The organism is Komagataeibacter medellinensis NBRC 3288, from assembly GCF_000182745.2.
GTDB lineage: Bacteria > Pseudomonadota > Alphaproteobacteria > Acetobacterales > Acetobacteraceae > Komagataeibacter > Komagataeibacter medellinensis.
On record NC_016027.1, the window covers coordinates 1,186,342 to 1,200,211 of the forward strand.

The 13,870-nt window shown below is 62.2% G+C and carries 9 protein-coding genes; 5 read left to right on the forward strand and 4 right to left on the reverse strand.

What is annotated here, in order from left to right:
- The first annotated feature begins 75 nt into the window (after window positions 1–75).
- Window positions 76–672, forward strand: a complete 597-nt coding sequence (locus GLX_RS05375; protein WP_014105000.1) for an ankyrin repeat domain-containing protein — start codon at window positions 76–78, stop codon at window positions 670–672.
- Between the two features lie 111 nt (window positions 673–783).
- Here the strand turns inward: GLX_RS05375 and GLX_RS05380 are convergent, their stop codons facing one another.
- From GLX_RS05380 to GLX_RS05395, 4 genes are all read right to left on the reverse strand, one after another.
- Window positions 784–2,076: a DNA adenine methylase gene (locus GLX_RS05380; protein WP_014105001.1), complete on the reverse strand. Its 1,293-nt coding sequence runs from the start codon at window positions 2,074–2,076 to the stop codon at window positions 784–786.
- Window positions 2,077–2,114: 38 nt separating this feature from the next.
- On the reverse strand, window positions 2,115–3,218 hold the full coding sequence (locus tag GLX_RS05385; protein WP_014105002.1) for a site-specific DNA-methyltransferase: 1,104 nt from the start codon (window positions 3,216–3,218) through the stop codon (window positions 2,115–2,117).
- The gene (locus GLX_RS05390; protein ID WP_014105003.1) at window positions 3,215–3,880 is read right to left on the reverse strand and encodes a ribonuclease HII; all 666 of its coding nucleotides are present in this window, start codon (window positions 3,878–3,880) and stop codon (window positions 3,215–3,217) included. The genes GLX_RS05385 and GLX_RS05390 overlap by 4 nt, the downstream gene beginning before the upstream one ends.
- Window positions 3,881–4,037: 157 nt before the next feature.
- Window positions 4,038–4,340 carry a CsbD family protein gene (locus GLX_RS05395; protein WP_014105004.1) on the reverse strand — a complete coding sequence of 101 codons (303 nt, stop codon included), beginning with the start codon at window positions 4,338–4,340 and terminating at the stop codon, window positions 4,038–4,040.
- Window positions 4,341–4,523: 183 nt separating this feature from the next.
- Here GLX_RS05395 and GLX_RS05400 point away from each other — a divergent pair, with 183 nt between their 5' ends.
- The 4 genes from GLX_RS05400 to GLX_RS05415 all read left to right on the forward strand — a co-directional run bounded on the left by GLX_RS05400 (window position 4,524) and on the right by GLX_RS05415 (window position 13,867).
- Window positions 4,524–5,912 carry an MFS transporter gene (locus GLX_RS05400; RefSeq protein ID WP_081477924.1) on the forward strand — a complete coding sequence of 463 codons (1,389 nt, stop codon included), beginning with the start codon at window positions 4,524–4,526 and terminating at the stop codon, window positions 5,910–5,912.
- A 182-nt stretch (window positions 5,913–6,094) separates the two neighbouring features.
- Window positions 6,095–7,333, forward strand: coding sequence for an MdtA/MuxA family multidrug efflux RND transporter periplasmic adaptor subunit (locus tag GLX_RS05405; RefSeq protein ID WP_041247201.1), 1,239 nt, complete (start codon window positions 6,095–6,097; stop codon window positions 7,331–7,333).
- A 64-nt stretch (window positions 7,334–7,397) separates the two neighbouring features.
- Window positions 7,398–10,574, forward strand: coding sequence for an efflux RND transporter permease subunit (locus GLX_RS05410; protein WP_014105007.1), 3,177 nt, complete (start codon window positions 7,398–7,400; stop codon window positions 10,572–10,574).
- Complete coding sequence (locus GLX_RS05415) at window positions 10,571–13,867, forward strand: efflux RND transporter permease subunit (RefSeq protein WP_014105008.1); 3,297 nt, start codon at window positions 10,571–10,573, stop codon at window positions 13,865–13,867. Before GLX_RS05410 ends, GLX_RS05415 begins: the two co-directional genes overlap by 4 nt.
- The last annotated feature ends 3 nt before the right edge of the window (window positions 13,868–13,870 follow it).

The following is a 13,870-nucleotide window of genomic DNA, read 5'->3' on the forward strand; positions in this document are numbered from 1 at the left end:
GCTAATCACCGATACTGGCTGGTGCCATGCGGCCGGTTCGCGTCGCAGGCTGAACGTTCATTCTCGGGACAGGACATGATTTCCAGAGCCGGTATATATCTTCTTGTCGCCACCGTGCTTGCAGGCCTGCCCGTGCTGTGCATGCCCATTCACATGGCCCACGCACAGGATGCCGATGAGGCGGAAGCCGAGGCTGATGCCGCCGAGGCCTCAAAAAAGGCCGAGGCCCGCCGCGCCGCCAAAGCGGCCGCGCCTCCTGCCGCTCTGCCCGGCGCTGAATCGCGTGAGGAAGAGCACGGCCACGCCAGCGCTGACATGAACCCGACCGACGCCCTGTTCGATGCCATAAACCGTGGCAGCCTAGGTGCCGCAAAGGAAGCCCTGAACCGGGGTGCCGACATGACCGGCCATAACGTGCTGGGCCAGACACCGCTGGATATGGCGATCGACCTGAACCGCAACGACATCACCTTCCTGCTGTTGTCGATGCGCACCTTCTCGGATTCTGACCCGCATTTCGCTTCCACCAGCCTGGCGGAAGACGATGCCGATGCCGCCCCGCCGCCTGTCGGTTCACACCACACCACCGCCACCACCATCGACAGACGTTATGATGCATCCGGCGGCCATGCCGAGCCCTCCATTGGCTTTCTGGGCTTTGGTGGCAGCTAGAGCATATCCAGTTTGAATGGACACATTCGAACTGGTGAAGATGCTCGATAAACAATGAGTTAGAGAAATTTCACTGAGCCAGAGTTCAGTGGAATTGCTCTAGGTCGCGCATCAGGCTCCGGGGCCAATATCCAGGCTGGCCTCGATCGCCCTGATTTCCGCCACGATCTCATCAGCCGTACGCGTGCCGCATGTCCGGGTCTGGGTAAGCAGGATGAACTCCACCGTCTTGGGCCGCGCGGAATGGCGCTGACGGCTTACGCGATAACGCTTGTAGCCGCGCGTAAAAACCTGCACCTGACCCCGCTCGCAGTTGGCACGCACCATGTCAGCCAGCGGTATGAAGCCATCCGTACTGTAACTAGTGGCGATCCAGCGCGTATCGAGCACGGACAGCAACTGCTGGTAGGCCGCAAGCGCCAGGACGCGATGGTTGTAGGCACTGCGCCGCGCGCTGCGCCAGTCCTGCCTTATGGCCGACTTGTCCCGCCCCGTGATCTTGGGGGCAAGGCAGGGCTGGTCCCACAAGGTTATGGTGTTGAGCACATGATAATTCGCACCATAGGGATGCTGGTTGTACGGCGGATCGATGTAAGCAATGGCATTGTCCGCCATCACCAGCCCGGCAAGATTGGCGGCAAGATCCTGTGCGTCCATGCGCAGGACATGGTTGTCACGCCCGTTATCGATAAAGCGGGCCGGGCGAAGTTGCAGGTCAGCCGCGATGCGGTAGAGGGCAGTGCCAGTCCGGCCGCCCCACCCCCGGTGAAATCCCTTGAACAGCCCACTGGTATTGCTGTTGTAACTGGCGCTGTACAGTAAGGGGGCCAGCAGGCTGGCCTTCTGTCCCACCGTCAGTAGGCCATCGTGCTCCCAGCGCACAATCCGCTCGCGGATGGCGTCAATCCGCATGCCATTCTTGCGCATATAGAACATCCGGTCGCGCGCAATATCGTAATGCACATCATCATCCGGGCACAGATGACGGGTCACCCACCCTTCCACCGGGGATAAGGCGTTGAGTTCGGCCACGACCTGTGCGTAACTGCGACCGCCATAGAACCAGGGGGCCGTCTGCATGCCCACATGGCAGTAATTGAGCACCTCGCTATAAGGTTCCCAATCATTGGCCAACACGCGAAAGCCCAGACGCTTGGCCAGGCGGGAGACCACGCCGGTACCAGCAAACAGGTCAATGAAGTCTGTCCGGGCCGGGTCCGCCCCTGTGGCGGCAATGGCCTGGGCGATCAGGCCCAGCAGCTTGCGCTTGTTGCCAATATAGGGGATCAGCTGGCTGAACAGGTACTCATCAGTCAACACGGCAGAATGGCGCGCGGCATGCCATTCCATTGCTTCCATGGCGGCCATGCCATGCGCCCCGTCAAGGGCGGGGCGGCGGTTCATGCCTCCATTGTCCTGACTGCCCTGCTCTCATTGCCGATTCAGGATGCGACGGCCGCCTGTTCCGCACGGATATCACCACGCAGCACGTCAAGCTGCACCAGTTCGCCCTCACGCTCGAAATACCAGAACGTCCAGCCATTGCATGATGGCGCATTGGTCAACTGCGCGCCCATCTTGTGAATGGAGCCACGATGCCGCCCGCTGACCAGCGTGCCATCGGGCGAGACCGTGGCGCGCACACGCTTCTGCCGGTCCATTAGTACAGTGCCCGCAGGCACCATGCCGCGTTCCACCAACAGGCCAAAGGGCACGCGCGGGCTTTCGCGCCGGGCGGGCGTGGTCTGCACACTGTCCAGCGGCAGGGGTTTTTCGCGTCGGGCGCGGCCGATCGCGGCCTCTGCATAATCAGGATGGCGTTCAATGCCAATAAAGCGCCGACGCAGCCTGCGCGCCATGGCGGTGGTGGTACCGGTGCCGGTAAAGGGGTCCAGCACCACGTCATCCACATTGGTTGACGCTACCAGCACACGGTGCAGCAGACTTTCGGGCTTCTGGGTGGGGTGCAGTTTCAGGCCATGTTCATTACGCAACCGCTCACCACCGGTGCATAGCGGCAGATACCAGTCCGAGCGCATCTGCACATCATCATTCAGCGCCTTCATGGCCTGGTAATTGAAGCGATAGCGGCTATCCGGCCCACGCGCCGCCCAGATCAGCGTTTCATGCGCGTTGGTAAAGCGGCGGCCCCGGAAATTGGGCATGGGGTTGGACTTGCGCCAGATCACATCATTCAGGATCCAGAATCCCAGATCCTGCAGGATCGCGCCGATGCGGAAGATGTTGTGGTAGGAACCAATCACCCAGATCGTCCCATCCTTGCGCAGCAGGCGCCGTGCTTCGGTCAGCCACGCGCGAGTGAAGGCATCATAAGCCTGCAGGTCGGTGAATTTGTCCCAGTCATCATCCACACCATCAACGATGCTGTCATCGGGACGGCGCAGTTCACCGCGCAACTGAAGGTTGTATGGCGGATCAGCAAACACGCAGTCGATCGAAGCCGCCGGCAACGTCTTCATCATATCGATACAGTCGCCCCGCAGCACCTGATCCAGGGGCAATTCCATCATAACCGCACCGCTCATGAATTGTTCAGCATGATGGCTGCTCCGCGCTTGGGGGGGGAAGAAGGAGGAACGGCGGCCTGAAGGATCCGGCGCACCGTGCCGAAGGCTGCGCGGTGGTGGGGGCTTGCCCCGCGTGCCATCAGGCCCGAACGATGAATGGCGGTACCGTAGCCCGCGTTGCGTTCCCACCCGTAATCGGGCCAGCGCCGCGCAAGGCGGGTCATGAGCCGGTCACGGATGACTTTGGCCACAACGGACGCGGCCGAGATGGACAGGCTGATGGCATCCCCCCCCACGATGCATTGCGCCGGGCACCCGAAATCGGGCGCGGCGTTGCCATCGACAAGGACCAGTTCGGGGAGGTTGGGCAGGCGCCCCACCGCGCGCTGCATGGCAAGCCATGAGGCACGCAGGATGTTGTACCGCGCAATTTCAGCCACGGAGGCAGCCCCCACGCCGATCAGAATGCCGGGGGTAGTGTGCAGCAGGTCGTACAACTGTTGCCGAACCGCAGGCCTGAGCTTTTTTGAATCGTCAAGCCTGTCAGCCAGCACGCCGGGCACGCTGCCGGGAAACATGACCGCCGCCGCGACGACCGGCCCGGCCAGCGGGCCGCGACCAACTTCGTCAACACCGGCAACCCGTCCCCCATGCGCGTACTCAAGCGTGTAATCGGGCATCCATTCCTTCCTGACCAGATGCGAATCAGACTATGTCGGCCCGATTCGCACCAGATTTCCGTTCTGGAAGGATGGAAACCATTTTTATGCAGGGTTGCGCAAGATGCTGTGGACTCATCGAGTCCCTTAAAATGAAAAAAAACGACTCGGAGCCGTCTCAGCCCTTGCGACGGGGGATGAAAATCAGGCCCATGATCGTGCCCAGCACACCGGCAATAGCCAGCGAGAACAGCGGGCGCTCGCGCACGAAGGTGACCGCGCGCTCGATCCTGCCTTCATTTTCCTCATACAGGTCGGCAAATTCCTGACGCGCCATGCCTGCAAGCTGGTCCACCTTGCCTTCGGCCTGCATGCCCATGTCGCCCGTCAGGCCACCGACCGCATCCTTGACCCGGCCAATACCCTGATCGACCACGCCTTTTGTCTTTTCGCCCAGAACGTTCATCTTATCATCCGCCACGATTGCTTTTCCTTCATGCTGGTATCGCCGTTGTGTAGCCTGGATCCCTAACGCCACGATGGCATGCAGGGTTCCGTACCCGCTATACCATGCCTGATCATGCCTTCCCTGACGACTGTCCAGTCCACCTCACCTGCCCTCCCTGGCGGCATGGCGCCCATGTCCACGCCGCGCAAGAGACTGATGGCGCTTATCGTGGCCAGCCTCATGCTGATGGAGCAGCTTGATGGCACGGCGCTGACCACAGCCCTGCCTGCCATCGCGCATGATTTCCATGTGGGCATCCCCGCCACCTCCATCACGCTTACGGTGTATATGCTGGGGCTGGCTGCGCTGATCCCGGCTTCGGGCTATATGGCCGAACGATTTGGCAGCAGGCTTACGCTACGCTGGGCCATCGGGCTGTTCCTGTCGGGATCGCTCATCTGCGCCCGTGCGCACAGCCTGCCGGTACTGGCAATCGCACGCCTGGTGCAGGGTGCTGGCGGGGCAATGATGGTGCCGGTTGGCCGACTGGTGATCCTGCGCAGCGTGGCCAAGGCGGAACTCCTGTCCATCATGGCATGGGTCATGCTGCCCGCCACCATCGGTCCCATGGCGGGACCGGTGCTGGGCGGCGTGCTGACATCGTGGCTGTCATGGCGGTGGATCTTCTACATCAACATCCCACTCGGACTACTGGCCATTGTGCTGACCGGCCGGTTCATCCCCCAGATCAGGACTACCCGCCCACCCCCGTTTGACCTGAAGGGCAACATCCTGTCCGCCACCGCGCTGGGAGGGCTGATATTCGGCATGGAACTGCTGGGTCATGGCCAGACCGCGCGCCTGGCGGGCATAGGGCTGGGGCTACTGGCCCCGATGGCGGCACTGGCCTATATCCGCCATGCGCGTGGTACGGCGCACCCGGTGCTCGACCTGTCACTGCTGCGCATTCCCACCTTCCGTGTTTCCGTGCTTGCGGGGGGACTGACACGCATCGCCACGGCGGGGACCATCTTCCTGCTGCCTTCCCTGCTACAGGTTCGCTTTGGCGCCAGCGCGGCACAGAGCGGGCTGGTCACCTTCCTTGCCCCCATGGGGGCGCTGGCCATGCGGCTTGTGGTCTCGCATGCTTACCGTGGACTGGGCTTTCGGCGCGTGATGTGCGCGGGCAGTCTGGCGCTGCCGGGCATGTGCCTGCTGCTGGCCCTGCTGCGCCCAGGCACCATACCCGACTGGCTCCTGCTGCTGCTTGCCTTCAATGGCATGGGCCAGACACTGCTGTTCACCGGCTACAATACCATTGCCTATGCCGACATGCCGGCCGCGCGCATGAGTGCGGCAACCAGCCTTTACGCCACCTGCCAGCAAACCATGCTGACACTGGGCATATGCATGGCGGCAGCCATGTTGGGTATGGCGCAGGCGCTGCTGCCCCCGCCATGGCGCCTGCACGACTACAGCGTGGCCTTCATCGCATGCGGGGTGGTGGCGGTGGGGGCACTGCCACTTCTGCTGCGCCTGTCACCGGATGCGGGGGCAAGCGTGAGCGGCCATGGTGGCCCGAAAAACGCAAACAAATCGAAATGAAACATTTGTCGGTTTTTCCCCCTTCCGCCCTGCCCAGACGATGTTACATTCGATGACTAGGCACATTCCTACCCATGTCAATATGGTGGGAAGGCAGGTCATCCACCCCTTATTTTCATACCGACCCGTCTCTTGTCACAACGGGATCACGACGACCCAACAGCAGGCAGAAAAACGACCGCATGGATACTCCTCCTTCCCCATCCCCTGCTCCCAAGACGCCAAACCCAGCCCGCCCCCGCGGGCGGCGCCTGCCCTATCTGGCGGGTGGGGCGCTGGCGGTCATTCTGGCAGTGGCGTTCCTGCGTCCGCACCACAGCGACATGACATCAAAAAAACACGGTGCCAGCGGCGACCAGCCCGTGGCGGTGGCGACAGTCGGGCGGGGTGAGATGCCGGTCATCCTGACGGAACTGGGCACGGTCGTGCCGATCACGACCGTGACCGTGCAGTCCCGCATTGACGGCTATCTCATGCAGGTGCTGTTTACCGAGGGGCAGCATGTGCACAAGGGCGATCTGCTGGCCCTGATCGATACCCGCCCCTACGACGTACTGCTGGCACAGTACGAAGGCCAACTGGCGCAGGACGTGGCCCAGCTCAGGGCCGCACAGGTGGACAACGCGCGCTATCAGCGCCTGATCCAGCAAAACAGCGTTGCCGCCATGACCGCCAAGGACCAGCAGTACAAGGTCGAGCAACTGGAAGGCACGGTCAAGTCCGATCAGGCACTGGTCGATAACGAGAAGCTCCAGATCGCCTACTGCCACATCCTGGCACCGGTAGACGGGCGCGTGGGCATCCGTGCGGTGGACATGGGCAACTACATTACCGCCGGCCAGACCAGCGGCCTGGTGACCCTGACGCAGATGCAGCCGATCTCGGTCATCTTCACCCTGCCCGAAAATGATATCGGCCCCGTGGCCGAGCGCCTGCGCCAGGGCTCGCCACTGACGGTGGAGGCGTGGGACAGCGCCAACCTCAGCAAGATCGCGACCGGACAGGCCAGCGTACTGGACAGTCAGATCGACACCTCCACCGGCACGGTGCGCATGCGCGCCATCTTTGCCAATTCGCAAGAGGAGCTGTTCCCCAACCAGTTCGTCAATGCCCGCATGCTGGTCAGCACCGACCACGATGCGCTGCTAGTACCCACCAACGCATTGCAGACCGGGCCGAACGGCCAGTTCGTGTACGTGGTGAAGGCGGATGACACGGTAGAAGTACGTAACGTCAAGGCCGGCCACGCCAACAACGCCATGACCGTACTGACCGATGGCGTGAAGGAAGGCGAGCGCGTGGTGACCGATGGCGTGGATCACCTGCGCGATGGCGTAAAGGTGACCATCCCGGCGGCCGAAAGCACGGACCACGACGCCACCCCCGCCACCGATCATGGCAAGCACGCGAAAAAAGGCTAGACGTGCGCCTGCCTGCGCCCGTCCCCCCTGAATACCTGCTCAAGACGCCGCCGGAGATTGCCGCGTGAACCCGTCCCGCCTGTTCATACACCGTCCGGTCGCCACCACACTGCTGATGCTTGCCATCCTGCTGGCCGGGTTGCTTGGCTACCACTTCCTGCCGGTCTCGGCCCTGCCGGAAGTGGAATATCCCACCATCACGGTGCAGACCTTCTACCCCGGTGCAAGCCCCGACGTGATGGCCACCTCCGTCACCGCCCCGCTTGAGACACAACTGGGCGAAATGTCGGGGCTGGAGCAGATGACATCGCGTTCATCGGGCGGGTCCTCGGTCATCACACTGCGCTTTGGCCTGACCATGACCATGGACATTGCCGAGCAGGAAGTGCAGGCCGCGATCAACCAGGCCAATTCACTGCTGCCCACCGACCTGCCCGCGCCACCGGTCTATGCCAAGGTCAACCCCGCCGACACACCGGTCATGACGCTGGGCATCTCGTCCAGGACCATGCCGCTTACGGAAGTGGAGGATTATGTCGATACCCGGCTGGCCGAGAAGATCAGCCAGATTTCGGGCGTGGGGCTGGTCACTCTTTCGGGCGGGAACCGCAAGGCGCTGCGGGTGCGGGTCAACATCCCCAAGCTGACATCGTTCGGCATCGACCTTGATACGCTGCGCACGACCATTGGCAATGTGAACGTCAATTCCCCCACCGGCACGTTCGACGGACCGCAGCGCGCGACCACGCTGCGCATTGATGGCCAGATCTCGGGCGTGGACCAGTTGCTCAACCAGGTCATCGCCTATCAGAATAACGGCCCCGTACGCATCCGTGACGTGGCCAGCGTGGTGATCGGCCCCGAGAATACGGACCTGGCCGCCTGGGCCAACCGCACCCCTGCCCTGGTCATGAACGTGCAGCGCCAGCCGGGTGCGAACGTGATCGGGGTGGTGGACAACATCAAATACGCCCTGCCGCGCCTGCAGCAGTCACTGCCGCCGGGTATCACAATCACGCCCCTGACCGACCGGACCACGACCATCCGCGCCTCGGTCGAGGATGTGGAGTTCGAGCTGGGCCTGGCACTGGTACTGGTGGTGGGCGTGATCTTCGTGTTTCTGCGCAATGTGCCGGCAACGCTGATCCCCAGCCTGTCGGTACCGCTGTCGCTGGTGGGGACGCTGGCGGTGATGTACCTGTTTGGCTTCTCGCTCGACAACCTTTCGCTCATGTCGCTTACCATCGCCACCGGCTTCGTGGTGGACGATGCCATCGTGATGATCGAAAACATCGCCCGCTACATCGAAATGGGTGACACCCGTATGGAAGCCGCGCTGAAAGGCGCGGGCGAGATCGGGTTCACCATCATCTCGCTGACCGTATCACTGATCGCGGTGCTGATCCCGCTTCTGTTCATGGGCGATGTGGTGGGCCGCCTGTTCCATGAATTCGCCATGACGCTGGCGGTCACCATCATTCTCTCCGCCGTGGTCTCGCTTACGCTGGTGCCGATGATGTGCGCGCGCCTGCTGCACGAGCGCGATACGAAACATGCCGAGCCCGCATGGTCGGCTGCGGTCGAGCGCTGGACGGTCGCAACCATTAAGGGCTACGGTCGCGCGCTGGACGTGGTGCTGCGCCACCGTAAGCTGACGCTGGGCGTGTTTGGCGCCACACTGGCGCTGACCGGCGTGCTGGCGGTGGTCATTCCCAAGGGGTTCTTCCCCGTGCAGGATACGGGCGTGATCCAGGGTATTTCGGTCATGGCGCAGTCCACATCGTTTTCGGCCATGAAGCGCCACCAGCAGGAACTGGCGGAGCGTATCCTGCATGATGCGGACGTGGCTAGCCTGTCCTCCTTTGTTGGTGTGGACGGGCAGAACGTTACCCTCAACCAGGGGCGCTTCCTTATCAACCTCAAGCCTGTGGGCAAACGCAGCGCCACGGCACAGGAAGTGGCCACCCGCCTGCGCGCGGAAACGGCGGACATAGCCGGCGCTGAACTGTACCTGCAACCGGTGCAGGACCTCTCGCTCGATACCTCGGTCGCGGCCACCCAGTACCAGTTTTTGCTGGAAAACCCCGATTATAACCAGTTCATCACCTGGGTGCCGAAATTCATTGCCCGCCTGCAGCAGGAAAAAGCCCTGACGGACGTGACATCGGACCTGCAGGCGGCAGGGCTGGTGGCGCATGTGAACCTGGACCGCACCACGGGCGCACGCTATTCGATCACGCCGCAGACCATCGACAACGTGCTGTATGACAGTTTTGGCCAGCGCCAGATCTCGACCATCTTCACCCAGTCCAACCAGTACCGCGTGATCCTGGAGGCTACACCTTCCTTCCAGCAGGACATGGCCTCGCTCAACCAGCTTTACCTGCCCGGCATCAGTGGCAATTCGGGGGAGAGCACGTCGGGCCCAACCCGCTCGCCTACATCGGGGCTGGTGCCGCTGGCCTCCGTCACCACGGTAGCGCAGGATACGGCCCCGCTGCTGATCACGCATGTGGGTCAGTTCCCGGCCACCACGGTCTCGTTCAATGTCCGCCCCGGCTATGCGCTGGGTGATGCGACGGATGCGATCGAACGCGCGGCGAAGGAGATCCACCTGCCGTCCAGCTTCCAGACATCCTTTCAGGGCACGGCGGCGGCGTTCCGCAGTTCACTGTCGAACGAGGCATGGCTGGTGCTGGCCGCCCTGATTGCGGTCTATATCGTGCTGGGTATCCTGTACGAGAGCTTCATCCACCCCATCACCATTCTCTCCACCCTGCCCTCGGCCGGGATCGGGGCGCTGCTGGCGCTATGGGTAACGGGGGCTGGGCTGGATGTGATGGGCATCATCGGGCTGGTGCTGCTTATCGGTATCGTCAAGAAAAACGCCATCATGATGATCGACTTCGCGCTGGAGGCCGAGCGTGTCGAGGGCATGACCCCGCTGCATTCCATCCGCCATGCAGCCCTGCTGCGCTTCCGCCCCATCCTGATGACCACGCTGGCGGCCATGCTGGGTGCGGTACCAATGATGCTGGGCACCGGGACCGGTTCCGAACTACGCCGCCCGCTGGGTATCGCCATTGTGGGCGGCCTTGCCGTCAGCCAGTTGCTTACACTGTTCACCACACCGGTCATCTACCTGCTGATGGATGGCGTCAGCCAGAAACTGGCCCGCCGCTTTGGCAGGGCCAACCAGGGTGGCAAGGACGGGCTGCCCGGACCACAGGCTTCTGCATGAACCCGCTATCCATCTTCGTCCGCAGGCCGGTCGCCACCATACTGCTGACCGTGGCGTTGATACTGGGCGGCGTGCTGGGATACATGACGCTGCCCGTGGCGGACATGCCCAATGTGGATTTTCCGGTCATACAGGTGCAGGCGCGCCAGTCTGGTGGCTCGCCCGAGGAGATCGCAAGTTCGGTGGCCGCCCCGCTGGAGCGGCACCTGGGGGCGATTGCCGGACTAACGGAAATGACCTCGCAGTCATCGGCCAACCAGGCGCGCATCACGCTACAGTTCTCGCTGGACCGTGACATTAACGGCGCCGCCCGCGATGTGGAGGCAGCCCTTCAGGCAGCCCATGCCGACCTGCCCTCCTCGCTGCGGCAGAACCCGAGCTACTTCAAGGCCAACCCCAACGGCGCGCCGGTCATGATCCTGGCGCTAACTTCACGCACCCGTACCGCCTCGCAACTGTATGACCTGGCTTCCAACGTTCTGCAGCAGCACCTCTCGCAGATCCCCGGCGTGGGCGAGGTCGAGATCGGTGGCAGTTCACTGCCGGCCGTGCGGGTGGAGATGAACCCGCTGGCGCTATACAAATTCGGCATCGGCTTCGAGGATATCCGCGCAGCCCTTGCCTCGGCCAATGCCCATACGCCCAAAGGCTTTGTCGATCAGGGTGACCACCGGTTCGTCCTTGATACGAATGACCAGGTGCATAACGCCCAGGCCTATCGTGACCTGGTGGTAGCCTACCATGACAGCCGCCCCGTAAAGCTGGCGGACGTGGCCTCCGTGCGCGACAGCGTGGAAGACCTGCGCAACGCGGGCTACGTGGATGGCAAGCCCGCAGTGCTGGCCATCATCTTCGCGCAGGCGGGGGCCAACATCATCAATACCAACGATCAGATCAGCGCCAAGCTACCGTTCCTGCGCGAAGCCCTGCCAGCGGATGTGGACCTTGGCGCCTTCATGGACCGTTCCACTACCATCCGCGCGGCCCTGGCCGATACGCAGTTCACGCTGCTGCTTTCGGTCGGCCTGGTGGTACTGGTGGTGCTCCTGTTCCTGCGTTCGCCACGCATCACCATAATCCCCGCCATTGTTGTACCCGCCTCCATCATCACTACCTTTGGCGCGATGAAGTTCCTGGGCTATTCCATCGACAACCTTTCGCTCATGGCGCTCACCATTTCCACCGGCTTCGTGGTGGATGACGCGATCGTAGTGGTGGAGAACATCAGCCGTCACATGGAAGCCGGGATGGACCGCATGCAGGCCACCGTGCTGGGTACACGAGAGGTGGCGTTCACGGTCATGTCCATCACCGTGTCGCTGATCGCGGTGTTCCTGCCCATCCTGCTGCTCAGCGGGGTAGCGGGCCGCCTGTTCCATGAATTCGCCATGACGATGTCGATCACGATCGTCATTTCCATGGCGCTCTCGCTCTCGCTCACCCCCATGATGACCGCACGCCTGCTGCGCGTGCATGAAGTACCACCCTCACACGGGGTGTTCGGCCATATCGGCAACAGGCTGGAGCGCGGGCTGGATGCGGCCCAGAAGGGGTATGCCCACTCGCTGGAATGGGCCATCACCCACCGGCGGCTGACCATCCTGTCACTGCCGCTGACCATTGCCATCATGGTCGGGCTGTTCATCAAGATGCCCAAGAGCCTGTTCCCTGAATCGGATACCGGCATGCTGATGGGTCACCTTATGGGAGACCAGTCGATCTCGTTCCAGGCCATGCAAGGCAAGATCAGCACCGTGCAGAAAGCCATTATCGTGGATAAGGACGTGGCCCATGTCATGGGCTTCATGGGCGGGCGGGGCAGCGCCAACCAGGCCAACCTGTTTGTTACCCTCAAGGACAAGTCCTTGCGTGATGACACGCCCGCGCTGACCATCGCGCGCATCGGGCGGCGGCTGCGCAACATGGTGGGAGCGACGTTCTATGCCTCGGCACCGGGACAACTGCGCATAGGGGGGCGGCAGAGCAATGCAGCCTACCAGTATTCGCTGCAGTCCGACTCATCAAAAGACCTGTACCAGTGGACGCCACTGCTCGTTTCAGCGTTGCAGAAGCATCGTGAACTCTCCGATGTCTCGTCAGATGTATTGCAAGGTGGCTCGGCGCTGGATGTGAAGGTGGACCGTGATACGGCCAGCCGTCTCAACATCACCCCGCAGCTCATTTCCAATACCCTGTTCGATGCTTACGGCCAACGCTCGGCCTCGATCATCTACAATGCACTCAACCAGTACCATGTGGTGATGGAGGTCCAGCCCCGCTTCTGGGAAGATCCGACCACGCTCAAGCAGGTCTGGGTCAGTGTGGCGGGTGGCACGGCAGGCGGTGGCACGCAGTCCAACACCATCCGCGTCAAGACCGATACCGGCAGCACGGCATCACAGCTCAGCGCACAATCGTTTCGCAACCAGATCGCAAATAAGCTGGCGGGGGGCAACAGTGCCTCCACCGGGTCGGCGGTTTCCACCAGTTCGGAAAACATGGTGCCGCTTACGCTGGTTTCGGTACTCAAGCCGACCAAGACCGCGCTGAGCATCAACCATGATGGCCAGTCCGTCGCCACCACCATCTCGTTCAATCTGACCAATGGCGTGCCGCTCAGTACCGCCGTGCAGATCATCAACGAGGAGGCGGTCAAACTGCACATGCCCGCCAACATCCAGGGCAATTTTGCTGGCAATGCCGCGCAGTTCCAGAAATCGGTCAATAACGAACCGCTGCTCATCCTGGCCGCACTGGCGGCGGTGTACATGACGCTTGGCATCCTGTATGAAAGCTATGTCCACCCGCTGACCATCCTGTCCACCCTGCCCTCGGCCGGGGTGGGGGCGCTGCTGGCACTACAGTTCTTCGGGGAAGCCTTTTCGCTGATCGCCATGATCGGGGTGATCCTGCTGATCGGTATCGTCAAGAAAAACGCCATCATGCTGGTCGATTTCGCCATTACCGCCGAGCGCGATGAAGGCCATACGGCGCTTGAGGCCATCCGCATGGCCTGCCTGCTACGCTTCCGCCCGATCATGATGACCACGTTTGCCGCAGCTCTCGGCGCGCTGCCGCTCATATTCGGTCATGGCTACGGCTCCGAACTGCGACGCCCGCTGGGTATTGCCATTGTGGGCGGGCTGCTCGTCAGTCAGGCACTGACACTTTACACAACGCCGGTCGTCTACCTCTATCTCGACCATATGGGGGTAGCGTGCAGGACATATTTCAATCGGCTGTATGGGCGGCTGTCCCGACGCCATCGTCTTTCCCACCAGCAGGATTCCTGAACC